Annotated in this window: 22 protein-coding genes; 3 read left to right on the forward strand and 19 right to left on the reverse strand. The window is 70.1% G+C overall.

What is annotated here, in order from left to right:
• Window positions 1-20: 20 nt before the first annotated feature.
• From ACIHCQ_RS17595 to ACIHCQ_RS17610, 4 genes are all read right to left on the reverse strand, one after another.
• Window positions 21-1,472 (reverse strand): family 43 glycosylhydrolase, encoded by a 1,452-nt coding sequence (locus ACIHCQ_RS17595; RefSeq protein ID WP_399663082.1) that lies wholly within the window; start codon window positions 1,470-1,472, stop codon window positions 21-23.
• A gap of 273 nt (window positions 1,473-1,745) precedes the next feature.
• On the reverse strand, window positions 1,746-2,243 hold the full coding sequence (locus ACIHCQ_RS17600) for a Crp/Fnr family transcriptional regulator (protein ID WP_399662866.1): 498 nt from the start codon (window positions 2,241-2,243) through the stop codon (window positions 1,746-1,748).
• A gap of 103 nt (window positions 2,244-2,346) precedes the next feature.
• A complete protein-coding gene (locus ACIHCQ_RS17605) occupies window positions 2,347-3,531 on the reverse strand; it encodes a GDSL-type esterase/lipase family protein (RefSeq protein ID WP_399662868.1) in 1,185 nt (394 codons plus the stop codon).
• Between the two features lie 64 nt (window positions 3,532-3,595).
• Complete coding sequence (locus ACIHCQ_RS17610) at window positions 3,596-4,165, reverse strand: TetR/AcrR family transcriptional regulator (protein WP_399662870.1); 570 nt, start codon at window positions 4,163-4,165, stop codon at window positions 3,596-3,598.
• 303 nt (window positions 4,166-4,468) lie between these two features.
• Between ACIHCQ_RS17610 and ACIHCQ_RS17615 the strand changes: the two genes are divergently transcribed.
• Window positions 4,469-6,199 (forward strand): hypothetical protein, encoded by a 1,731-nt coding sequence (locus tag ACIHCQ_RS17615; RefSeq protein WP_399662872.1) that lies wholly within the window; start codon window positions 4,469-4,471, stop codon window positions 6,197-6,199.
• 69 nt (window positions 6,200-6,268) lie between these two features.
• On the opposite strand, the gene ACIHCQ_RS17620 is transcribed toward ACIHCQ_RS17615, so the two are convergent.
• From ACIHCQ_RS17620 to ACIHCQ_RS17655, 8 genes are all read right to left on the reverse strand, one after another.
• Complete coding sequence (locus ACIHCQ_RS17620; RefSeq protein ID WP_399662874.1) at window positions 6,269-7,687, reverse strand: NADH-quinone oxidoreductase subunit N; 1,419 nt, start codon at window positions 7,685-7,687, stop codon at window positions 6,269-6,271.
• Complete coding sequence (locus ACIHCQ_RS17625) at window positions 7,684-9,210, reverse strand: NuoM family protein (protein WP_399662875.1); 1,527 nt, start codon at window positions 9,208-9,210, stop codon at window positions 7,684-7,686. Before ACIHCQ_RS17625 ends, ACIHCQ_RS17620 begins: the two co-directional genes overlap by 4 nt.
• Window positions 9,211-9,215: 5 nt before the next feature.
• On the reverse strand, window positions 9,216-11,087 hold the full coding sequence (locus ACIHCQ_RS17630) for an NADH-quinone oxidoreductase subunit L (RefSeq protein WP_399662877.1): 1,872 nt from the start codon (window positions 11,085-11,087) through the stop codon (window positions 9,216-9,218).
• Entirely contained in the window at window positions 11,084-11,389 is a 306-nt protein-coding gene (locus ACIHCQ_RS17635) for an NADH-quinone oxidoreductase subunit K (RefSeq protein ID WP_399663084.1), read from the reverse strand. Before ACIHCQ_RS17635 ends, ACIHCQ_RS17630 begins: the two co-directional genes overlap by 4 nt.
• A gap of 14 nt (window positions 11,390-11,403) precedes the next feature.
• Entirely contained in the window at window positions 11,404-11,910 is a 507-nt protein-coding gene (locus ACIHCQ_RS17640) for an NADH-quinone oxidoreductase subunit J (protein ID WP_399663086.1), read from the reverse strand.
• Between the two features lie 68 nt (window positions 11,911-11,978).
• Window positions 11,979-12,884 carry an NADH-quinone oxidoreductase subunit H gene (locus ACIHCQ_RS17645; RefSeq protein ID WP_399662879.1) on the reverse strand — a complete coding sequence of 302 codons (906 nt, stop codon included), beginning with the start codon at window positions 12,882-12,884 and terminating at the stop codon, window positions 11,979-11,981.
• Window positions 12,877-14,073, reverse strand: coding sequence for a hypothetical protein (locus tag ACIHCQ_RS17650; RefSeq protein WP_399662881.1), 1,197 nt, complete (start codon window positions 14,071-14,073; stop codon window positions 12,877-12,879). The genes ACIHCQ_RS17645 and ACIHCQ_RS17650 overlap by 8 nt, the downstream gene beginning before the upstream one ends.
• Window positions 14,064-14,423, reverse strand: a complete 360-nt coding sequence (locus tag ACIHCQ_RS17655) for an NADH-quinone oxidoreductase subunit A (RefSeq protein ID WP_399662882.1) — start codon at window positions 14,421-14,423, stop codon at window positions 14,064-14,066. The genes ACIHCQ_RS17650 and ACIHCQ_RS17655 overlap by 10 nt, the downstream gene beginning before the upstream one ends.
• 295 nt (window positions 14,424-14,718) lie before the next feature.
• Here ACIHCQ_RS17655 and ACIHCQ_RS17660 point away from each other — a divergent pair, with 295 nt between their 5' ends.
• The gene (locus ACIHCQ_RS17660) at window positions 14,719-15,723 is read left to right on the forward strand and encodes a 2-hydroxyacid dehydrogenase (protein WP_399662884.1); all 1,005 of its coding nucleotides are present in this window, start codon (window positions 14,719-14,721) and stop codon (window positions 15,721-15,723) included.
• Between the two features lie 49 nt (window positions 15,724-15,772).
• Here the strand turns inward: ACIHCQ_RS17660 and ACIHCQ_RS17665 are convergent, their stop codons facing one another.
• The 4 genes from ACIHCQ_RS17665 to ACIHCQ_RS17680 form a co-directional block, all read right to left on the reverse strand.
• On the reverse strand, window positions 15,773-16,351 hold the full coding sequence (locus ACIHCQ_RS17665) for a hypothetical protein (RefSeq protein WP_399662886.1): 579 nt from the start codon (window positions 16,349-16,351) through the stop codon (window positions 15,773-15,775).
• A gap of 15 nt (window positions 16,352-16,366) precedes the next feature.
• Entirely contained in the window at window positions 16,367-17,299 is a 933-nt protein-coding gene (gene htpX / locus ACIHCQ_RS17670; protein ID WP_399663088.1) for a zinc metalloprotease HtpX, read from the reverse strand.
• Between the two features lie 195 nt (window positions 17,300-17,494).
• A complete protein-coding gene (locus ACIHCQ_RS17675; RefSeq protein WP_399662888.1) occupies window positions 17,495-17,773 on the reverse strand; it encodes a hypothetical protein in 279 nt (92 codons plus the stop codon).
• 494 nt (window positions 17,774-18,267) lie between these two features.
• On the reverse strand, window positions 18,268-18,681 hold the full coding sequence (locus ACIHCQ_RS17680) for an SRPBCC family protein (RefSeq protein ID WP_399662890.1): 414 nt from the start codon (window positions 18,679-18,681) through the stop codon (window positions 18,268-18,270).
• A 385-nt stretch (window positions 18,682-19,066) separates the two neighbouring features.
• Here ACIHCQ_RS17680 and ACIHCQ_RS17685 point away from each other — a divergent pair, with 385 nt between their 5' ends.
• A complete protein-coding gene (locus ACIHCQ_RS17685) occupies window positions 19,067-20,620 on the forward strand; it encodes an alpha-1,2-mannosidase (protein ID WP_399662892.1) in 1,554 nt (517 codons plus the stop codon).
• Window positions 20,621-20,805: 185 nt separating this feature from the next.
• Here ACIHCQ_RS17685 and ACIHCQ_RS17690 read toward each other — a convergent pair whose 3' ends face one another.
• The 3 genes from ACIHCQ_RS17690 to bagY all read right to left on the reverse strand — a co-directional run bounded on the left by ACIHCQ_RS17690 (window position 20,806) and on the right by bagY (window position 23,318).
• Complete coding sequence (locus tag ACIHCQ_RS17690) at window positions 20,806-20,949, reverse strand: hypothetical protein (protein ID WP_399662894.1); 144 nt, start codon at window positions 20,947-20,949, stop codon at window positions 20,806-20,808.
• Between the two features lie 261 nt (window positions 20,950-21,210).
• On the reverse strand, window positions 21,211-21,954 hold the full coding sequence (locus tag ACIHCQ_RS17695; RefSeq protein WP_399662896.1) for a S1 family peptidase: 744 nt from the start codon (window positions 21,952-21,954) through the stop codon (window positions 21,211-21,213).
• 257 nt (window positions 21,955-22,211) lie between these two features.
• On the reverse strand, window positions 22,212-23,318 hold the full coding sequence (gene bagY / locus ACIHCQ_RS17700) for a LuxR family transcriptional regulator BagY/FevT (protein WP_399662898.1): 1,107 nt from the start codon (window positions 23,316-23,318) through the stop codon (window positions 22,212-22,214).
• Window positions 23,319-23,677 lie beyond the last annotated feature (359 nt).

A 23,677-nucleotide genomic window follows, 5' to 3' on the forward strand; every position in this document is an offset into this window, starting at 1 on the left:
GGGTGTACTCCCGGGTCGGTTCAGGTGGTGGGCTTGAGCTGCCACTGCTGGCAGTTGTTGGAGAGCCAGGTCCACTGGCGTACGTTCGCGCCGTCCGCCGTGGAACAGTCGGCCACGTCGGCGACCTTGCCGCTGTTGGCGTTCACGAGCCGTACGTAGTCACCGGTCGCGGTGAACACCAGCCGGAACTGCTGGCAGTTGTTGTTGAGCCAGGACCACTGCTGGAAGTTCGCTCCGTCGGCGGTGTCGCAGTTGGCGGCGTCCATGACCTTGCCGGTGGCCACATTGACCAGACGGCTGGTGTCATTGGCGCGGTCCTCGATCCGCCACTTCTGGTTGGCCCCTCCGCTGCACGTCCACTGCTGGATATTGGCGCCGTCGGCGGTGTTGCCGCCCGCGAGGTCCAGGCACTTGCCGCTGTTGCGGTTCACCAGCGTGTACGCGGTCGGGGTGGCCGCCGTCTCGCCGGCCGGGCCGGGGAGCGTCCTGCCGAGCGCGACCGGGGTGCCGAAGTTCGGGGTGCCGTCGGCGTTCCAGGTGAACTTCTGGGCGCGGGTGGTGCGTTCGTTGCCGCAGCCGGCGGTGGAGGAGCTGTTGGCGTGGTAGACGATCCAGTTCTCCGACGCGTCCGGCGAGGTGAAGAACCCGTTGTGGCCGGGACCGTACACGCCCGCCGCGTCATTGCGCTGGAACACGGGCGTGGACTTCTTCGTCCAGGACGCGGCGTTGAGCGGGTCGGCGCCGGTCAGTTCCAGCTGGCCCAGCTTGTAGTCCGGAGTGTTGCAGTAACTCGCGGAGTAGCTGAGGAACGTTCTGCCGTTGCGGTACAGCGGCTCGGGGCCCTCGTTGACCGGAGCGCCCTGGGTCTCCCAGCTCAGGGTGGGGCTGGAGATGACCGTGAAGGCTGAACTGCTGAGGGTGTACGGGTTGCTCATCGGGGCGATGACCAGGCTCTGCCTGCTGCCGTTGATGGAGCCGCTGCCGACCAGATACAGCCTGTTGTTCGCCTTCAGGACGCTGGCGTCGATGAGCCATCCGCCGGGGTTGAGATTGGAGCCGGTGAGGATGTTCCGGTAGGTGTACGGGCCCATGGGGTCGCTGCCCGCGCTCTCCAGCACATGGGTGCGCTGGGAGTCGCAGCAGGCGGCGCCCGCCGGCGCGGCGGAGTAGTAGAGGTACCACTTGCCGTTGAGGAAATGGAACTCCGGCGCCCATATGTTGGCGTTGCGGCCGGCGGTGTTGTCATTCCACACCTGGACGCTGGGGGCGGTGTTCAGCCCGGCGAGCGTGGGCGACTTGCGCATGGTGAGCGTGTTGGTGAACGACGTGGTGAGCAGGTAGTAGTTGCCGTTGTAGTACTCCAGCCAGGGATCGGCGCCCTTCTGTGATTTGACGGGGTTGGTGTACGGGCGGCCCTCGGCGGCGGAGGCGGGCTGGATGGTCGTGCCCAGGAGCAGGGTGAGCACGGCGATGACGGTGGCGGCCCACCGGCTTGAGCGCCGGTGGAGCCAGGAGCGTATGCGGATGCCCGCATGGGTGGCAGGGGGGCGGATCACTGTCGTGTCCCTTCGTCAGCCGATCCGGCGTAATGTGTTGCGTGTTCGTAATTTCGAACGAGGTTCGTAACTTCGGCCAGAAGTTAGGGCAGAGACATGTGCGCGTCAACACTTACGTCACAGTTGACCCAAACGGTTACGCGGCGGCCGTGCTGCTGGGCCGCCGACGAGCTGTCGCCGGGAGCGTGGTCACCATGCGCTGCCGCTGCCGCTGCCGCTGCCGCCGCTGCTGTCGATATCGTTTCCGCTGCCGTACGGCGCGTAGAGGTCGAGCAGCCGGGTCCTGGCCGACCCCAGCCGGTGGGCCAGCACTTCCGCCACCCACTGGGCGATCGCCGCCTTCATCCCTGGATCGGCCTGGCACATCTGCCGGACCTCCGCCGCGTCGAACTCGTAGGCGCGCACCGGGCTCATCGCCTCGGCACCCAGCTGCCAGATGTACGGCGGGATCATCCAGGACCAGCCGACGAGTTCGTTGTGGCCCAGCGTCTCGATGACGGCCGCCGGGCGGCCCGGGACATGCGTGTCGAGGGTGACCGTGCCGGTCCGGACGATCCAGAACCGGCTGGCCTCCCCGCCTTCCTCGAAGATGCGCGCGCCCTGCGGGAACATCACCTCGCGCGCGAGACTCATCAGCCGTTCCCGGTACTCGGCGGGCAGCGCCCGCAGCGTGGTGGTCGTAACCATTGCCGTGTCTCCTTCTGGGGCGCGGGTACGGCTGTCACCTCAACCGTCCGGGAACGGGCGCGCGTCCGCCACCGGTCGCCCGGCCCATTGGGGAGCGGGTGTTTCAGGCCCGATCGGCGGTGAACGGGCCGCCGGAGGCGAAGGCCAGGGCGGCGAAGCGTTCGCCGATGCGGCGGTGTGTGGCGGCGTCCGGGTGGAGCTGGTCGGGCAGTGGCAGCTCGGCGAAGTCAGCCTCGCCGTAGAGCTCACGGCCGTCGAGGTGGTGCAGGTTCGCATCGTCGGCTGCCCGCTGCTTCACGATACGGGCCAGTTCGTCCCGGATGACGTTGAGCGTCAGCTTCCCGGCGGCGCGCTCGGCGGGGTCGCCTGTGGCCTGGAACCGCAGCTTTCCGGCACTGAGAGCGCTGAGATCAAAAGCGCAGGGGCCGGGAGTGTCCTCGTGGATGGGGCACAGGATGGGCGAGACGACCAGCAGCGGAGTGGTGGGGTGCCCCTCACGGATGGTGTCGAGGAAGCCGTGCACCGCCGGAGTGAAGGCGCGCAGGCGCATCAGATCGAGATTGACGAGGTTGATGCCCATCTTGACGCTGATCAGGTCCGCGGGAGTGTCGCGCAGGACGCGGGCCGTGAACGGGTCGAGCAGGGCGCCGCCGCCGAACCCCAGGTTGGTCAGTTCCACGCCGCCGTGTGAGGCGGCCAGCGCGGGCCAGGTAGTGGTGGGGCTTGCGGCGTCGGAGCCGTGGCTGATCGAGCTGCCGTGGTGCAGCCACACCCTGCGGCCCCGGTCCGGCGCGGGCTCGACGGGGGCGTCGGTGCGTAGGGCGACGAGTTCAGTCGTCTCGTTGTGCGGCAGCCAGATTTCGACGTCCTTGACGCCGTCGGGCAGGCCCGTGAAGCGGACGGTGCCGACCGGGCCGCGCTGGACCTCGGCGGTCCCGGTGGTCATGTCGATGGTCAGGGTGCTGCCGCCGGTCACGCCGGACTGACCGGCCAGGCGGCCGTCGACGAGCAGGTCGTACACCCCGTCCGGGCGGGGCGGGGCGCCGACGTAGACCCGCTTGGTGGGCAGCGTGTCCAGTTCGACGGCGGTGGCCCGGGTGCGGAAGACCACCCGTACGCCCGACGGCTGGGCCTCGGCCATGGCCAGTTGTCCGTCGGAGTGCTGGGCACGGGCCCGGGCGGGCAGCCGGTGCGGCAGCACACCGTGCTCGGTGCGCTCCAGGTCGAGGGCGCCGCGCAGGAGGTCCGCCGTGATGGGTGTGGTGATCCAGCTGTGCTTGGTGTGCATGGCCCCAACCTGTTGAGCGAAATATCTGGATTATTCGTCTTTATCGGAGAGCGGCCCTGGGCGGTCAGGGGGCGGGCCAATTCCGCAGCAGGGCGTCGAGGGCGTCGAGGATCCGTGACCAGGTTTCCTGCGCGTCGGGGGCGCTGTGGCTGAACCCTCCCGCCATCTCCAGGCTGGCGTAGCCGTGGAAGACGCTGCCCAGTAGCCGGACCGCGTGTGTCTGGTCCGGCTCCGTCAGGTCGTAGCCGCGCAGGATCGCCCGCGTCATCTGCGCGTGCCTGACGCCGGCGCCGGCGGCTGCCGTCTCCGGGTCGAGCCTCAGCTGGGCTGCGGCGTAGCGGCCGGGGTGCTCCCGGGCGTAGTCGCGGTAGACGTTCGCGAAGGCTGTCAGGGCGTCCTTGCCGGCCCGCCCGGCCAGGGCGGCGGCGCCCAGGTCGGCGAGTTCCTCCAGGGCGAGCAGGGCGATCCTGGTCTTGAGGTCCTGGGAGTTCTTGAGGTGCGAGTACAGACTCGCGACCTTGACGTCGAACCGCCTGGCGAGCGCCGAGACGGTCACCTTGTCGAAGCCGACCTCGTCGGCCAGTTCCGCTCCGGCCCGGGTCAGGCGTTCCGCGGTCAGTCCTGCACGTGCCATACCCTTCCTCCCATTCGATAGAACCTATTATGCATTTGCCTAATAGGCTTAGGCGAATGGGCATGTCCTTTACGAAGCCGCTGACCGAGGCTGACTGAGGCTGACTGAGCAGGAGGTGGGTGCCGGTGCGCCATGAGCTCAGAACTGAGTCAGAACTGAGCAGGGACGCGTACAACCTCCCCGGCACACGCGGAGTCCAACATGCGAGGACCAGCGCCTGACGGGCCGCCACGGACACGACTGCCTCCACCGGAAACAGCCGGCCGAGGTGATGGGCCCCGGTGCCAGGGGGAGAGGCCGACCATGAGACCGAGACTGACCGCCGGGGCCGCGCGTGCCGCCCTGGCCTGGTGCGCCGTGCTGGCGCTGGGCCTTGGCCTGGCCGCCGCGCCGCCCGCTGCCGCCGCCGACTACCCGCCGGAAGGCTACTTCGCGCTCTACGCGCCGTTCAAACACGAGGTGGCCCGCGCGGGCGCGGTGCCCAACGACGCCCGGTTCAAGGACGTCCAGGTCGAGGTCGTCAACGCCCGTACCGCTTTCGATCTGGTGAAAGATGTCGAGCTGGTGATCGACACCACCGGAGTCAAGGACATCGCGGAGTTCCGCTTCGCGGCGAACTGCGCTGTGGCGGGCACGATCGTCACCTGCCCCGTCGGCGATATCAAGAGGGTCGTCAACGAGGAGTCCCTGGTCATGTACGCCTACAAGGTCCGTGCCAAGGCCGGTGCGGCGAACGGTGCCACGGGACAGATCACGTACACCGCCCGCTCGTCCAACACCTCGCTCTGGACGGAGGGCAACTACAAGACGGCCGTCACGGTCACAGAGGGAGCCGACCTGGTGCTGACGCCGCCCGCGCAGAGCCGGTTCAGGGTGCCCGCCGGCGGGAGCGTTCCGGTGCCGCTGGAGGTGTCCAACGCGGGGAGCCAGACCGTGCCGCGCACGTATCTGCTGATCAAGAGCTACGACGGCGGCGCCGAGCGGGCAGAGCTGCTGGGCAGTTACACCAACTGCTGGTACCGCCTCCGCGACAGCAAGGATCCCCAGTCCGCGAAGACCAGCGCCGTGTGTCTGCTGGACACCCCGCTCCCGGCCGACTCGGCGCGCCATGTGCTGTCGCCGACAGTGAGGGTGGGCATGGGCAATTACGAGGAATCCAGCGCGCTTCAGTTCAAGGTGCTGACGACCGACTTGAAGCCTCCCGGCGTGCGCGGCACCTCGGGCGTGCTGAAGCTCGTGCCCAAGAAGCAGCCGAAGGCGGCGCAGGCCGCACCGCCGCCCCTCGAGCTCGACCACAGAGACAACTCGGCGATCATCGGGTTCGATACGGGCCAGGTCTCCGACCCGGCGGCTGCGGGCGCGACCGTGAAGACACGCGTCGGCGAGCGGTTCACCGCCGTCGTCGGCGTGACCAACAAGGGCCGGGCGGCGTATCGCGGCCCCCAGGCAGTCGTGATGGTCGAGATCCCGCGCGGGCTGAAGGTGCTCCGGTTCGACAAGCGCTGCAAGGCGACGCCCAACGACACGCAATGGGAGAACTTCAGGGATCCCTCGTTCGGGAACGGTCCCGAGGACGACGCCTCCGTCCCCACGGGCGCGCTGTACCTGTGCAGGGTTCGCGGACCGCTGTTGCCGGACATCAAGCCGATGCTCGGCTTCACGCTCACGGCGACCCGGACGCTCGACAAGGCGCGGGGCGTGGTGTTCGTCATGGACGGGAGGTTGTCTCCCGGGCGGAACAACCTCGACTTCCTGACGGTCACCGCCACGCCGGCCGCCGCGGGCGGCAGCGCCGGAGGCGGTACGGGGCAAACCACCGGAGGCTCCGGCACGACCGGCGGCACAGCCGGGGGAACAGCCGGGGGCACGTCCGGTGGCAAGAGCGGCATGAGCACCGGCGGCTCCGGTGGCTCCGGTGACCTCGCGGACACCGGCTCGGGCTCGACCGTTCCTGTCGCGCTCACCTCGATCGGGGCGGTAGGTCTTGGCCTGATCGTGTTCGTCGTCGCAAGGAGGCTGCGGCGACGTTCCTGAGTCGCCGGTGTGCAGGAAGGCCGCGTTGCCGCCCGCCCCGGCAGCGCGGTCCCGTACTCGGTCCCGTACTCACTGAGTGAGCGCGCCGGACAGCACCGCCAGCACCGGTCCACCCGCCAGACCGAGACCGAGTGAGGCAAGAGCGGCCCCGTACGCGACGGTACGAGCCGCACGGTCGCCGTCGCGCGTTGTCGGCCCCTCACCCCGGGACACCACCGGGACGATCCACCGCAGGTAGTAGAAGACCGAAGCCACCGTGTTGACGGCGGCCAGCACGGCGAGCCAGGCATATCCGCCGTCGACGGCGGCGGTGAACACCTCCAGCTTGCCGAGGAACACGGCGGTCGGCGGCGTCCCGACGAGGCCCAGCAGGCAGACGACGAGACTCAGGGCAAGCAGCGGCCGCCGCCGCGCGAGCCCCCGGTAATCGGCCAGGTCTACGGCGCGGGGGAGGGCGCAGACCACGGCGAAGGCGCCGAGGTTGGTGACGGCGTAAGCCGCGAGGTAGTACAGCAGCGCCGGCTGGGCCGCCTCCGAGCGACCGGCCACCGCCACCGGCATCAGCAGATAGCCCACCTGGCTGATGGCCGAGTACGCGAGCAGCCGTTTGACGTCCCGCTGGAAGAACGCGGCGAGATTGCCCAGCGTCATGGAGACCGCGGCGAGTACGGCGATCAGGGACGCCCAGGGGAGCGGGCTCTCGGCCAGGGGCACGGCCCCGAGGCGGAAGAGCGCCGCGAGCGCGCCGACCTTCGGGATGGTGGTCAGGAGCGCGGCGACCGGTGGCGTACTGCCCTGCACGGCGTCCGGCACCCAGAAGTGGGCGGGCACCGCACCGGCCTTGAAGAGCAGGCCCGCGAGCAGCCCGAGCGTTCCGGCGGCGAGCAGCGCCTCGGGCGCGTCGCGCAGCTCCCCGCTCAGCATCGGATAGCCGGTGGAGCGCCCGGTGGCGTACAGCACGGTGATGCCGGTCAGCATGAGTACGCCGAGGAGCGCGCCGATCACGTAGTACTTCAGCGCCGCTTCGGTCCCGGGCCCGTCCTTGCGGAAGCCCGCGAGCGTGTACGCCGGGATGCTCGCGAGCAGATACCCGGCTGCCAGCAGCAGGAGGTCCTGCGCCCCCGCGAGCACCAGCGCGCCGAGGACGGCGAGTTGGACCAGTACGTAGAACTCGCTCTCCCGCGGGTCCGCGCGCATCGGCCGGCCGCTGAGTACGAGGACGAGCAGCCCGCCGCCGAGGATGACGATCCGTGAGGCCCCGGTGACCGGGTCCACGGCGAAGGCCTCGCCGAAGGCCGCGGTGGCCGGGCCGGTGGCCGCGACCGCGGCGGCGACGATCCCGGCGACGGCGGCCACGGCCGCCAGCAGCCCCACGATCCACTGGCGCGAGCGCGGCAGCCACGCGCCCAGCAGCAGCCCGAGGACGGCGCCTGCCGCCATCAGGATCTCCGGCAGGATGTCGAGCGGATTCTCGTTCATCTCGGTCATCGGGCGAGCAACTCCACAACGACACGGGAAGCGGGCTCGATCAGGTCGAGAAGGAAGCGCGGCGCGACGCCCACCACCACGGCCAGCCCCAGCAGCGGCATGACGGCGGCGCTCTCATGCGCCCGGATGTCGGGGAACGCGCGCGGGCTGCCGGGCGCGTCGGGCAGCCGCAGCGGCCCGAGGAAGATCAGGTGCAGGGCGCGCAGAAACAGCCCGGCGGTGAGCAGGATGCCGAGCAGCGACAGCGAGGTGGCCACCGGCCGCGGGCCGAGGCTGCCGGTGAAGATCTGGAACTCGGCGATGAACCCGGAGAAGCCCGGCAGCCCCAGGGACGCGAAGGCCGCCACGGCGGTCATGCCGGTGAACGCCGGCGCCGCCGCCGCGATCCCCGAGTACGCGCCCATGTCGTACGTACGACCGCGCTCGTACAGCACCCCGGCGAGCAGGAACAGCGCCCCGGTGAGCAGACCGTGACTGACCATCTGGGTCACCGCCCCGGTGACGGCGAGGGAGCGCGCCTGCGCGGAGGAGTCCACTGCGGCGGCGGCGCCGACCGCGAGCACGATGTACCCCATGTGGTTGACCGAGGTGTACGCGATCATCCGTTTGAAGTCGGTCTGCGCCAGGGCGACGAGCGCGCCGTACAGCACCGAGACGACCCCGATGACAACCAGCACGAGCGCGTAGCGACGCCAGGCGTCGGGGAGCATCGGCATGGCGATGCGCAGGAACCCGTACGTGCCCATCTTCAGCAGTACGCCGGCGAGGATCGCGGAACCGGCGGCCGGCGCCTCGGTGTGCGCGGGCGGCAGCCAGGTGTGGAAGGGCACGGTCGGTGTCTTCACGGCCAGTCCGACACCGATGGCCAGCAGCACCAGGCCCGCGTAGAGGGAGCGCCCGGCGAGCGGGTTCTCCCGCGTCAGCTCGACCATGTCGAAGGTGTGCGGATCGGCGGCCAGGTAGAGGCCGATGAAGCCGAGCAGCAGGGCGAGCGAGCCGATGAAGGTGTAGAGGAAGAACATCAGGGCCGCGCGGGCCGCCTGCTTGTGCCCCCAGCCCGCGATGACGAAGTACATCCCCACGATGGACAGATCGAAGAAGACGAAGAAGAGAATCAGGTCGAGGGAGACGAACAGCCCGAGACAGGTTGTCTGCAGAAACAGGAACAGGGCGGCGAACTCGCGTACGCGCCGCGTCTCGCGCAGTGAGTAGAGGGCGCAGGCGAGGAAGAGCACGCACGTCATGGCGAGCAGCGGCAGCGAAAGGCCGTCGACGCCGACGTGGTAACCGACCCCGGCGCTGGGGATCCACCGGGCACGGACCTCGTAGCCCAGACGGTTGTCGTCACCGCCGTCGTCACCGTCGCCGTAGTCGTAGCCCGCCCACAGGCCGGCGACGTATACGAGGAGGACGGCCGTGGCCGCCACCCACACGCCGCGGAACACCGCATCCGGGGTGCGCCGCGGCAATACGAGCAGCAGCAGCGCGACGGCGGTGGGAGCGAAGACGAGGGCCGTGAGCAAGGGGGTCACCTCACGAGGACGAACACGACGGCGAGGACCGTGAAGGCCGCGACGGCCTCCGCGAGATAGTGGTGCAGCTGACCGGTCTGCGGCCTGCGGGCCAGCCGGCCCAGGGCCCCGGTGGCGGCGGCGACCGCGCCCACGGTGGAGTCGACGGCGCGCTCCACCGTCCGGTCGGACCAGCGGGCCAGGCCGACGGCGGAGCGGGCCGCGCCCACCACGCCCCGGTCGAGCACCCGGTCGTCGAAGGCGGCGGCGGTGCGTGCGGCCCAGAAGACGGGCCGCACGACGAGCGCCCGCGCCGCGCGCTCCAGGGAGAGCCAGTCCAGGAACCAGGCCTTCGCCCGGGCGGGCAGCGGCAGTACGCGGTCGCCCCACGCCCAGGCGGTGGCCGCCGCGAGCAGGGCGAGGGCGGCGGACAGCGCCAGTTCCCATGCGTACGGGGTGGGCCGCGCGTCACCGCCGAGCACGCGCTCGACACGGTCGCTCAGCGGCGGCAGCGCGAGCGCCGTCAGCGCCACGCAGGCGACAGCCAGTACGGCGAGCGGCACCACCGACATGCGGGGGACGTGCCGGTAAGGCTGTTCCCGCTTGGCCCGTTCCGTGCGCCAGACGAACCAGAGCACCTTGGCGCTGTACACGGCGGACAGTACGGCTGCGGCCAGCCCGGCCGCGTACAGCCACGGCGTGTGTTCGAGCGCGGCGGACAGCAGTACGTCCTTCGCCGCCCACAGCGACAGCGGCGGCAGCCCTGCCAGCGAGACGGCGCCGACCGTGAACACGACCCCGACGGCGCGGTAGCGGCGGGCCGCCCCGCGCAGCGCGGGCAGTGCCTTGGTGCCCAGAGCCGTCAGCCACACCCCGGCCACCAGGAACAGCAGGCTCTTCGCGGCGGCGTGGGCGATCAGCTGCAGGGTGCCGCCGGTGGTGGCGCCGAGCCCCGCGGCCAGCACCATGAAACCGATCTGGGCACAGGTCGACGCGGCGAGCAGCTGCTTGAGGTCGGTCTGCGCCACGGCGACCAGGCCGAGCGCGAGCGCGGTGGCGGCCCCGGTCCACGCGACCACCTCACCGCCCCAGCCGGACGCCTCCAGCAGCGGCCCGGCGCGCAGCAGCAGATACGCGCCGGCCACGACCATCGTCGCCGAGTGCAGCAGCGCGGAGACCGGGCTCGGGCCCTGCATGGCGCGCGACAGCCAGAAACTGAAAGGAAGCTGGGCGGACTTCCCGAAGGCCGCGGCGATCACGCCCGCGGTGATGAGCGAGAGCCATGGCTGCGCGGCCGTGGGCAGGTCGTCCAGGGCGAGCGTTCCGGAGCCCCCGCTGCCGGGCGGGCCGCCGCTTGCCAGGGCCGCTCCGGCCGCCAGATACAGGCCGAGATCGGCGGTACGGGTGGTGAGGAACGCGGTGTTGGCGGCGTCGACGCGCTCGGGGTCCCGCCACCAGTAGCCGATGAGGGCCCAGGAAGTGGCGCCCATGACCTCCCAGCCCATGAGCAGCACGGGGAGCGTCACGGCGGTGACGGTGACGAGCATGCTGCCCGCGAACAGCAGCATCAGCCCGAAGAAGCGGGAGCGCGCCTCGCAGGGGCCCAAGTCCGCCGCGCTGAACAGCAGTACGGCCAGGGTGACGGCCGTGACGGTGACGACGAGGAGTCCGGACAGGCCGTCGACCGCCAGCCGGACCGGCAGACCTTCGAGGAGGGGCGCGGATACGGAGGGGTGTCCGAAGGCCGTGGCCACGGCTGCCCCGAGGGCGGCCAGCAGCACGCCGACCGCGAGGGCCGGGGCGGCGCGGTCGGCCCTGCCCCCGGCCAGGAGAAGGACAGCGCCGAAGGCCGGCGGCAGGGCGACCAGCGCCCACAGCGCGGCGCTCACTCCTTCAGCTCCGCCGCCATGTCCGTCCTATCGACCTCACGCGCGCGGAACAGCGCGGTGACCACGGCAAACCCGATCGCCATCTCCACGGCCATCGCGGTCACCGCCAGGACCACCAGCACCTGCCCCTCGGGAGCTGTCGGTGCGATGTAGTGCCAGGCCGCCGCGGCGCCGGTGATCACCCCGCCCAGCATCAGTTCCAGGCCCATCATCAGCATCACGATCGACTGCTGAGTGAGAGCCCCGAACAGCCCGACGCAGAGCAGGGCGGCGGCGAGCAGCATGAACAGTTCCAGACTCACGGGGCTCGCGGGACTCACCGGCCGACACCTCCCCGTACCGGGTCGTCGGCGCGCTTCGCCCGTAGATCGTCGCCCAGCCGGTCGTAGCGCCCGCGGCGCGTGGCCAGCACCACGCTGGAGACGATCGCCGCGAACAGCGCCATCCCCAGCGTCATCATGGTGAGCATCTGGGGACCCATCAGCGACATCCCCAGATCCTTCGTCACGTCGGCGGGGGGCCTGCCCCGGCGGGCGGGCCAGGGCGCGAGGACGATGCCGACGGCCAGCAGCACGAATGCGCCGACGCAGATGACGGCCGCGCCCTTCTTGTTGTGCATCATGGTCATCGGCATCAGACCCGCCGGGTTCATCATGTACATGATCATGAATACGGCCATGATGGCCATCTCGATCGTCATCATCAGCACAATGACGATCCCCAGATAGTCCAGGCCCAGCAGCAGCACCTCACCCGCCACGCACAGCAGCGAGGTGAGCAGCGAGAACGTGGCCCGGGCCATGGAGTCGAAGCGGAAGACCATCACCCCGGCGGCGACAGCGAGGACGGCGAGTACCCAGAAGGCGGCATCGTTCAGCACATCGTTCTCCCTTATCGGTTCAGTACCACCAGCGCCACGACCAGGGCCTGTACGACGGCGAGCGGGGTGAGCACCACCCACGCCAGCTCCACGTACCGCTCCATCCGCACGCCGGGGACCCGCCGCCGTGCCCAGACGAGGAGCGCCAGCATGGCCGCGGTCTTCAGCAGCGTCCACGCCCAGCCCGGCAGCAGCGGACCGTGGCCGCCGCCGAGGAACAGCGGAACGCTGACGGCCGCGGCCACCACGAACAGCAGCCACCGGCCGCCGAGGAACACGATCCGGTCGACACCGGAGAGCTCGGCGGCGGCGCCGCCCGCCACGTCGCGTCCGACTGGCTGGTCGAATGGCCCCCAGAACGCCATCGCCACGGCACTCAGCAGATAGATCACAAAGGCGGCCGGCATCCACACGGCGAACCACAACCCGGACTGGGCATCGACCACATCGCCCACGCGCAGCGACTCCGCGCCGAGAGCGGCGGTGGTGATGGCGAGCATGTGCGGAAGTTCGTACGCGAGTCCCTGGGCCAGGAAGCGATAGCCGCCGATCAGCGAGAGCGTCGAGTTCGGCCCCCACCCGGCGAGCCACACCGCCGCCCACGCCAGCGCCTCCATCGCGTTGAACCACACGATCCCGTCCGGGAGATCGCTCACCGAGCGGAACCCGAGCGGCAGCACGACGGCGGCCAGCACCGCCGCGACCGGCAGCAGCACCACACCGAGCCGGGTCAGCGGCGCATCGGCGGCGTTGGTACGGCGACGCTGCTGCACCAGCAGCCGCAGCACCTCCCGGCCGGGGCCCGGGCCCCGGGGGCCGCCCGAGAGCAGAGCGTCGGCGTACGCGGTCCCCAGAGCCAGCAGCACCAGGGCGAGGGGGAGTACCGCGACCGCCCACAGCGGAGTCGTATCAGCCATGAAGTTCGTCCAGGTCGGGGTCGAGGCTCGCGACGATGATGCGGGCGCAGGCGAACTCCGCGCCTTCCAGGAGACCGGGCAGTACGCCGAGGAGCGCCCGGGACGGGGGCGCGGCGCCGTCCACCCGGCCCCGGGGGCCGGTCGGTTCCGTCGCCGGCGCGCCGATCCCGGAGCCGTCGTCGCACGAGGCCGCGGCGTGACCCGCCCGGTCGAGCCACACCAGGACCCGGTCGTACGCATCACCGTCCGCGACGAGCGCCGGACCGCTGACCCCGGCAGCGGTCGCGCGGTCACTCGACAGCTCGCCGAGTCCCGCCGCGAGCCACCGCAGGGTGCGGGACCGCTGGGCGCGCCGGGCCAACGGACGTACCAGCGCCAGGATCTCGCCGGACGACCGGCCGTCGACGGCCTCGTCGCGTGCCGCTCTCGCGCGGGTCGCCGCGTCCTGCCAGCCGACCACCGCGAAGAAACGGCCGAGGCTGTCGAGATGAGCCGCGCACAGCCGCCGGGCCGCAGCCGCGCCCGAGACGCTTTCACCCGTCGAGGCGCGCAGCCAGGGCTCGTTCCAGTAGGGCACAGACGCCGACGACATCGCGGCCGTCGACGCGGGCACCGGGATGTGCTCGACCGTGGCCCGCTGCACCACGTCACCCTGCAATGCCAGCCTCAGGACCAGCCCGGCCGGCCAGTCGGGCAGGGCGGGTCCGAGCGGCACATGCAGCCGGTCGAGCCTCAGCCCGTCGCGATCATCCGCGCGGTCCGCCATGGCCAGCCCGGCGATATGCATGTCCTGCATATCGTGCATGCCATCCACGCCATGCATGTCCTGCATATGATCTCCGCTGCTCTCCCCGTGGCTGGCGTGATCGTGTGCCATGGGTGGTACGAGCAGCGCCGCCCGCCCCTCGTCAAGGGCGGCGGCCACGCCCGACGCCTCGCGCACGTCCACACGGGCCTTCGGAGCCGGAATCCCACGCCACAGCCCGTCGATCCACTCGGCCCCCGCCGGATCCGGAGCGCCCACGACCACCAGCAGATTCGCGGACGCCGGGGCGGCGGCGTACCGCCAGCCCCTCCTCCCCAGCTCACGCTCGACGGCCAGCCTCGCCCGGGTGGCTCCTGGACACACCGCAAGCAGCACGCCGGGCCGGGAGGTCGCCAGGCGCAGGAGTCGGGCTCTCAGCTCCATCGGAACGCGCCCTCCCGCCAGGCATAGCCCACCCCCGCCAGAAGGATCCCGAGGAACAGGAACATCTCCACGACGGCGGTGGTGCCGACCTCGCTCACCACTCTCGTCCACGGATACATGAAGAGCATCTCCATGTCGAAGGCAAGAAAGATCATCGTGACCGGGTACCAGCGCACATGGAAACGGGAAAACGGATGTTCCTCCGGCCCGAGACCGCCGCTGAACGGCGGCGCGGCGCGCAGCGGTTCACCCTCGACGGTCAGGGCCGCCCCGATGGTGTAGAGCAGGACGAGCGCGCCCACGAGCAGCACGAGCAGGAGAAGGACCGGCGGCCAGTCGGAGGATTCCATGCGGGCTCCTTCCCGCGCCGTGGTCGGTCGATCGGCTGTCACCGTGGCGCAGCATGACAGCCAAAATGCCCTCATCGCGCCTGAAACGCCACACGGCTGACGATTGGGCCCGCCGTGCCAGGCCGATCCGGCGTCGCGACCCGCGGTGGGAACGCGAGTGGCCGGGCTCGGCCCCCGCCCCGGTCGTCGGGCCCCCGGGGACGGCACACAGGGGCCGTCCGGGGCCGTAGCCGTCGCCGCCCGAACACCGGCTGCCTAGGCTGGGTAGGTGACGTGATCAATTGGGAGGCAATGCGTGGAAATCGTCGCCTACGGAGTTCTCGCCGACGAAAGGCCGCTCCTCACCGAAGCGATTGACCGGACTTTCCACGGCCGTCACCGGATGCGCGCCCTCGAACTGTTCCTGGACCGGGACACCGCCCCGACCGGCGTCGGCCACGAGATCGTCCTCAGCAGCGTCAACGACACGCTCGACGCGGATGTCCTGCGGCTCCTCGCCGAAGGCGGGACACGGATGATCGCCCAGCGCGCCACCGGCTACAACAACATCGACCTCACCGCCGCCGCGACGCTCGGCCTCACCGTCGCCCGCGTGTCGTACTACTCGCCGTACTCGGTCGCGGAGTTCGCCTGGAGCCTCGCTCTCGCCGTCAACCGCAGGATCGTCCGCGCGGCGCACCGCACCCGCGAGTTCGACTTCAGGCTGGACGGTCTGCAGGGCCGTGACTTCCACGGCCGCACCGCCGGCATCATGGGCACCGGCAAGATCGGCGCGGCGTTCACCCGGATCGCCCATGGCCTCGGCATGCGCCTGCTCGGCTGGGACCTCACCCCCAGCCCGGAGTGCGTAGAGCTCGGCATGGAGTACGTCGGCCGCGACCGGCTCTTCGCCGAGTCGGACCTGATCAGCCTGCATGTGCCACTCCTGCCCGACACCCACCACCTGGTCGGTGCCAAGGCCCTGGCACTGATGAAGGACGACGCGATCCTCGTCAACACCAGCCGCGGCGGCCTGGTCGACACCGACGCGCTGCTGGAGACGCTGCGCGCCGGACGGCTGAGCGGCGTGGGACTCGATGTGTACGAGGAGGAGGCGGGGGTCTTCTTCCTCGACAAGTCCCTGGAGGTGATGACGGACGACCGCCTCGCCCGGCTGATGACGTTCTCCCATGTGCTCGTCACCTCCCACCAGGCGTACTTCACCCGCGACGCGGTCGCGCAGATCGCCGAGACCACCGCACGCAATATCGAGGACTACTTCGCGGGCCGCACCGGCGAGAACACGCTCACGGCTCCCTGAGCTCCCTGAGCGCCGTCGTCCGGCCCCGGTCACAGACGGTCACAGGTGGTCACAGTCCGGGAGCGCCCCAGAGCGGGAACCAGCGGCTCAGGTCCTTCTCGACGCGCAGGTCATCCTTGACTGTGGCCTTGACCTGGAGCTCCAGTGAGTTGTCGCGTTTGTCGCCGGGCAGCGGGGCGAAGGGGTAGAAGGTGCCGCGCTTGTAGAGGTAGACCAGCGCGAGAGGACGCAGCTCGACATCCTGGAAGCCGACCAGGGAGCAGAGCAGCTGCGGACCGAAGCCGCTGTCCTGCAGGGCGGTGTTCACCGCGTGCAGGTCGTTGACGAGGGCGGGCAGCTGGTCCGGGTCGCGGCGGGAGAGCAGCCAGGAGTAGCCGTACGAATCGCGACTGAACTCCACCGGCACACCACCCCGCTCCGAATCCGCGTCCAGGAGGGCTCGTACCTCCTGCTGGACCTGCGAGAACACACCGCCCTCGATGGCGGCGAAGCACACCGAGCCGACGCCGGTCGGGGTGAAGCCGATGGCAGCCTGGAGGGTGATCGCTGCCGAAGGCAGGCCGAAAAGCTGGTCCAGGTCGGGCTTGACCGGCCTGCTCCGTCCGAAGAGGACATCCAGGAAACCCACTGCCTCAGCTCCCGCTCATGTCGCTGCGCCGCCCGGTGCGCCCGGCGCGCCTGGTTCGCCCAGCTGTACGGAGATCTCCGCGAGCGCGTCGAGGCGGCGTTCCAGGGTGGGGTGGGTGGAGAAGAGCGTGGCCACCGCCGTACCCGGCCCGAGGGCAGGGGTGAAGAAGAACGCGTTGAACGCCTGCGCCGTACGCAGATCCCGGGTGGGGATACGGGCCACGTCCCCGCTGACCTTGGTCAGCGCCGAAGCCAGCACGGAGGGCTTCCCGGTCAGCATGGCAGCGGCGCGGTCGGCGGCCAGTTCGCGGTAGCGCGACAGCGCGCGGATGAGCAGAAAGCTGATGGCGTAGACGAGGGCGGACACCGCCATGACGATCGCGAGCATGGCGGCGGTGTTCTGGTCGCGCTGGCGCCCGCCGAAGAGCTGGGAGTAGAAGGCGAAACGGACGATGAGTCCGGCGATCACGCCCAGGAAGGAGGCGATGGTGATCACCGCGACATCACGGTGCGCGACGTGGGAGAGCTCGTGCGCGAGTACGCCTTCGAGCTCCTCGGTCTCCAGGCGGCGCAGCAGCCCGGTGGTGACGCAGACGACCGCGTGGTCGGCGTTGCGGCCGGTGGCGAACGCGTTGGGCAGCTCCATGTTCGAGACGGCCACCCGCGGTTTCGGCATGTCCGCGGTGGCGCACAACCGGTCGATGATCCCGTGCAGCTGTGGCTGCTCCTCACGGCTGGCAATCCGGCCGCGCATGGCGTACAGAGCGATCCGGTCGGAGAACCAGTACTGCGCGCCCAGCAGCCCGGCGGCGATGACGACCACCAGCACGATGGACTTGAGCAGCACGATCAGCGCGGCGACGAATGCCACGTACAACAGCCCGAGCAGGAACATCGTGACCACCATGCGGGCGGTCAGCTGCCGGTCGGGTTCGAAACGGCTGCGCATCGCGATCACCCCGGAGCAGGCCCTCGTCGGATCCACGATAGTTCCATTGTCCGGCACACGCCTGGCTTCGTAGTCGAACAGGAGTGGCCCACCGCGATCGCCGGGCCGCGGGCTGGTCGGCGTTGGCGGGGCCGAATGGACCACGCCGTACCAGCCGGCCCGCGACACCGGGGAGAGTGGGCCGATGACCGCCGCTCAGTCCTCCTCCTGCGCTGCGCGGGTGCAGCCTTCCTTGGCGACTTCGGGCTTGATGCCCGCCGCGGTGAGAGCTTGGACGCACTCGGTCACATCGCCTTCGGCACCCGCCTCACAGGCGTTGTTGATCTCCTCCTTGTCGGTGCTCGGGCTGGCGTCCGAGACGTGGGTGACGCATTCTTCGGCGGTCGCGTGGGCGGCGGGTGCGACGGCGGTCAGGCCCCCGAGGGCCAGAGCGGCGCCGGCACAAACAGCGGCGAGGCGGCGGGCGATGCGCATGGGATCAAGTTCCTTCGCATGGAGGTATCCGGCCGTACAGGGCCGCCCGTGACGGGCATGGACGGCCTCCTGGGGTGGTACGCGGCCAACGACTACACATGGTACGAATGTGACTTCGCTGTGTAATCGCTCTTTCGCGTGAACAACCCGGTGGTGCGGGGGCATTCAGGAGCGCAAGGCCCACCCGCGCCGCGCTGGCGGATGCGGTGCCTGGCCCTGGGGCCAGGCAGTCAGGGCGGATTTTTGGGGCGGGAGAGCGGGAGCCAGTTCGCGCCACCGGTGCTCCGGCGGAGCGGCCGGGTCGGCGGCGACTTCGGGCCCTACGCGCCCTCTCCGCAAGCAGAGCTGGGAGCACTCGTACGCGCCCTGGCCGCGGCCGGCCGCATCACGCAGGGCGTGCGGATCGCGGACGAGCGGGTGGAAATGCTGGAGCAGCTGACACAGGCCAACCAGGCCGCCTTCGGTGACGGTCTGGCCCACGCCCTCGCCACCGCTCAGCCCGCCGCGTTGTCGACGCGCAGCCGCACCTGCTCCTCCAGCCGCCGCAGACTGGTGTCGAGGGATTCCTGTACGGCCTGCTCGCCCGGGTCGTGGCTCTCCTCGAAGAACGACAGATGCACGGTCACCTCGCTGGCCCCGCTGCCCAGGCCCGCAACCTGCAGCCAGCCGGTGTAGCTGCCCTGCTCGCGGGTGCCCCATTCGATCCGCATCTGGTCGCGCCGCGTGCGCAGCAGCGCGGAGGTGTCCTCGTCGGTGCGGTCCTCGTGGACGGTGACGGCAGGCAGCTCCTCGGCGTGCACATGCAGTTCTTCGGGCAGCCAGGTATCCAGCCGGTTGACGTCGGCGGCCTGGTCGAAGACGTGCTCCGGCGGTGCGGGCATCGTGCGTGAACGTTCGTACTCGGTCATTGGCGCACCGTTCCTCGTCTCGGGGTCCTACGACGGAACGCATGCCCGGTCTGCCGGAACCGAAGCCGCGCGGCACCGCAATCCCACCCGTTCGCCCGGAGCTCGAAGCCACCGGCTGCACGCCGACCGAGGTGCTGCGCGACCGAGGAAACACCCTCGGCCCGCCGCACCGGGCGGGCGATGGTCTTCGACGCTCCGCGATGGCCCGTACGCGCTGGTCCGGCTTGGCCGGCCGCAGCACTGGCGAAGGGGCGGGCCCGCGAAGTGATCACCATACGACCGTTCTCGGCGGTCCGACGGTGCCTGTCAGAGGCCGGCGTTAGGGTTCCTGATCAACGCCACCGCGAGGGCGTGTCTCTCTATGACGGTCAATCAGGAGCATTTCATGGAACCGACTTTCGCCGACTTCTCCACGTCGCCCGCCCGGCTGTCGACGAATGCCGAGGCCCGGTATCACCATTGCCGGCCCGCCTCCTCCCACCTGGCGCTGAACGCCGATGCGCGGGTGGAGCTGGACTTCGAGGTGGACGGGAAGGAGGAGATCATCGAGGCGACGCTCAAGGTGACCGCTCTGGTTTCCAAGCTGGGCCGGTCACCGGGTTTCGCCCCGATCGACGTGCTCATCCAGGGGGAGGTCCTGGCCGCAGGCCTCACCGTGCCCGGCGGCGGCGACCTGCCGCAGGACAATGTGTTCGCGGTGCCTGGGCGGCTGCTGCATCCGGGCACGAACACCTTGGAGATACGTACGTCGGCTGATGCCCGCAGCATGCTGTGGCTCTACCGGGTCACCCTCGACTCCGTCTACGAGCGCGGCCGCTCCGAGCGCGCGATGGCGGCCGAGGCCGCACGCGAATCGGTCTTCGCCTACCGCACGGAGCGCCGCGCGCCGTACTCCTCGTCCTGGGAGCCCGGCCCCCGGCTGCTGTTCCACGTCGACCGGGGCGAGCAGTCCTTGCCGGCACAGCTCGGCTGGGGCAGGCGGGACGGCGCGGAGTCCGCGATCAGCTTCCAGTCGAACATGTCCGACTTCTACGGCCAGGACCGCGCCGCCGACGGCACGCTCAGCGAATTCCGCGGCCGGCTCACCGGCACATGGGCCTTCCCCGAGGGCACCGAGAACGCTCATGTGCATCGGTTCCGCACCGAGGAAGGATGGGGCGGCGGCTGGCACACCTCCGGCGAACTGCGGCTGCTGGTGGACGACGAGGGATCGTCGCCCGTGGAGCGGGTGACCTGGCGCGACCAGCGGGGCAACTCCGCAGTGGCCGCGCTGCGCCTCACCGCCCCCGCGGAGGCGTCCGCAGGCCCTCGCGACGTCACCGGGGAGGTGATCGCCCTCCAGGCGAGCGACGAGCACGAGGACGTCGGGGAAGTGGCGCACAACCTCCTCGACACCTCCCAGGCCAAATGGCTGGCGGGCCACCGCAGCGCACGCCTGGACCTCTCACTCGCCCGTCCCACCGCCGTCACCTCCTACGCGCTGAGATCCGCCAACGACTTCCCGGGCCGCGACCCGCGGGAATGGACCCTGTCCGCCTCGCACGACGGCCGCACCTGGACCAGGCTCGACTCCCGTACCGGACAGCGATTCACCGACCGCTTCCAGACCCGGGACTTCACGCTCACCGGCCCCCACACCACCGCCTACCGTCACTACCGCCTCGACATCACGCACAACGCGGGCGCCGACGAAGTACAGCTCTGCGGCGTGCGGCTCTTCGGCGCCACCGCGGACGACTTCAGCGGCTACTACCAGCGCTACAACGAAGGCCCCATCGGCTACCGCGGCACAGCCGCCCTCCACGCCACGGCCACTGACGCGACGAGCTCCGCCGTCCTGGCGGTGAGCCTGGCCGCGGAACTGGAACGGGCAGCCCGCAGCCTGGCCGACGCCGCCCAGTCCGTCGGCAGACTGGCCGCTTGGGTCAAGGACCGCTGACCGCGAACGCCACAGGGCGAACGTCGACGTTCCCCGCCGGCTCGGCTGCTGAGACACATATGGCACAGATGTCAGTGCGGTCAACCCGGTGGACGTGGCCGTCAGCTCCGGCGCCTCCCCGCTGCTCGGCCTACCGCCGTCCGGCGTGGGCCGACACATCTCAGGTTCCAAGTGGGCGACAAGGCTTACGGGATGCCCTTCTTCCCCCGCGGCGCCGCCGGATACGCCCAGTACATCGCCGCCGCCTCCCGCCTCCTCGTCGTCTCACCGCCTCGGCGGGCCTGGTCCAGGCGGCGGGCGTCAAGGAGGGCGAGCGAATACTGATCCACCGGCATACCGCACCACCGACTTCACCCGGGCCGTCCGGCACGCCGACGTTGTCCTGGACTCCACGGCCCAGGGCGATCTCTCGCTCGGCGTGCTGCGCCCGGCGAGCCGGACTACGCCGCGCTCGAAGCGATCGCCGAGCTGGTCGACGCGGGCGGGCCGGGATCAGTCCGCGTCGCCGGTACTCATCGCACAGCAACCGTTCGCAGAAGCCGGCGAGTACGGCGTCTGCGGCTGCGTCGGGACGGGGGGCGGGGGCACCCCTAATAGAGGGACAGTCCATACATCGACAGCCACTCCACGACCGGCTGGTAGTAGGTGGCGCCTCCTGACGCGCAGTTTCCGGTGGCGGCGACGATGACACCCAGTGCGGTGCTGCCGGAGAACGCCGGGCCGCCCGCGTCACCGGGCTCGGAGCAGATGTTGGATCGGAACAGTCCGCTCACCGTGCCCTCGGGGTAGTTGATGGTGAGGTTCACGGCCGTGATGGTGCCGCAGCGGTATGCGGTCACCCGGCCGACATGGCACAGGGACCGGCCGACCGTCGGACTCGCGGCGCCCGTGATGTCCTGCACCCGGCCGGCGGTGCCGAGCGAGACCTCGCCGGGGAAGACCACCGACGAACTCGTGTAGCGCACGAGGGCGTAGTCGTTGCCGGGGAAGCTCGCGCCCGCGGTGGTGCCGACGAGCACGCTCAGGGCCGCGTCCGCGTACCAATGGGTGGCGCCCTGGGCGCAGCGGCCCGTCACCAGCCCGTAGAGGGTGCTGCCGCCGCGGGCGTTGAAGCCGACGGTGCAGCGCGTGGCGGTGTTGCTGTAGATGACGTTGCCGCCACGTACCTCGACGGCCTTGCCGGCCGCCTGGGCGGCCGGGCCGCCCGGCTCCTGCGCGTACGCCGCCGATCCGGTGGCGGTGAACCAGCCGAACAGCATGCTCAGTGCGGCGACGGCCGAGGCGGCTGCACGGAAGGCTCTGCGGAACGGTCTTTCGGCGCGGTACGGATGCATGTTCCCTCCCCGTATTCCCTGTCATGGCATGTCATGCTCCTGCCATTGTGAAGGGGAGAGGGAGGATCCGTCAGTCCCAAAGGCGCCATTGGCGGGCTCCTCCTACGCGATGGCACCATCGGGACCGAAGGTCGCCTGGTCGGCCTGCTGTTGCTCCGCTACGCCCGGTGGCCACCGCGAGACCGACGGAGCCGTCCGCATCCGCTGTCCGCATCACTGTTGCCGTCGCTATGAATGTGGGTGGGGTGTTGTGTTGTTCAGTGTGTGGTGGGGGTGGGGGTGGGGGTGTGTGGTTGGTAGTTTTCGGTGAAGAGTTTGTTGACGAGTTCGCCGCGGCTGGTGACGTTGAGTTTGTCGAAGATGGTTTTGATGTGGTCGCGGATGGTGTGGGGGGAGAGGTGGAGTTCTTGGGAGATTTGGGTGGTGGCGAGGCCGCGGGCTATGCATTGGGTGACTTCGAGTTCTCGTTGGGAGAGTTCGTAGGCTTGGGTGATGAGGGGGGTGACGTCGGAGATGGGGGCGCGTTCGATGATGACGGCGGAGGGGCCGAGTTGGCCGGTGGCGTCGCGGAGGCAGGTGGCGTGGCAGAGGAGCCAGCGGCCGGTGCGGCTGCGCATTCTGATGCGTGCGGTGTCGTAGGTGTGTTGTTGGGCGATGGCTCTGGCGCGCATTGCGGTGCCGTGGACCCAGAGGGGGATGTGGATGCCGAGGGCGGTGTGTGAGGTGGGGCCTTCGGGCATTTCCTGGAGGTATCGGCGTGCGTCGTCGTTGGCGGAGATGAGGGCGCCGTTGGTGTCGAAGAGGAGGAGTCCGGTGCCGGTGTGGGGGTCGGTGGTGGATTGGGGGCGTTCTTTGGCGTAGGAGCGGAGCTGGCGGGCGAGGGGTGTGGTCAGGCTCTGGATGAAGTTGCGTTCTGTGGCGGTGAAGGCGCCTTGGCCGTGCTGGCGGAAGAGGCTGACGTAGCCGTGTGGGCGTCCGTCGACGCGTAGTACGGCCCGTAGTTCGTCGTGTACGCCGCGGGGGGCGAGGAAGCCCCGGTAGAGTGAGCTGCGGTCGGGCCGGCCGCCGGTGGTTTCCCACAGGCTCGCGACGGGCACGGGTGCGTTGGCGAGGTCGCGGAACAGGTTTATTTTTTCTGTGAAGAGTTCGTACTGCCAGTAGACGGCGCAGCTGTGGTCCTCGATGTTCTCGGCGAGGATCGGTGAGGTGATCATGCGGGTTTCGGGGTCGGTGGCACGCCAGACGGCCGCGTCGTAGGGGACCGTTCTGCGTAACTGCGCTGCCAGGGTGGTGAACATGGTGTGTGGGCTCTCGGCGCGGCTGGCGCGTGAGATGAGTTCTTCGCGGCCGATGACAGGGGGCATGCTCCGGGGCTCCGTTCCCTTGCTCGCCTGCGGATGGTGGGGCAGGTCTTCTTCGCTTCCCACCATGCCCCACGGTACGGCACCGGGCCGGTTCCGCCCTGTGCCGTCACCCGCCTGCCTGTCACCACACATACCCTCACCGCGCCTGCCTGTCACGGCACTTGCCCCTCACCGCACCTGCCTGTGACCGCCGGGCTGTGACTGGACCTGCTTGTCACCACTTGCCTGTGACCGCACTTGCCTGTCACCGCCTGCCTGTTACTGCACCTGCCTGTGACCGCCGGGCTGTGACTGGACCTGCTTGTCACCACTTGCCTGTGACCGCACTTGCCTGTCACCGCCTGCCTGTTACTGCACCT

It is taken from the genome of Streptomyces sp. NPDC052236, from assembly GCF_044548015.1.
GTDB lineage: Bacteria > Actinomycetota > Actinomycetes > Streptomycetales > Streptomycetaceae > Streptomyces.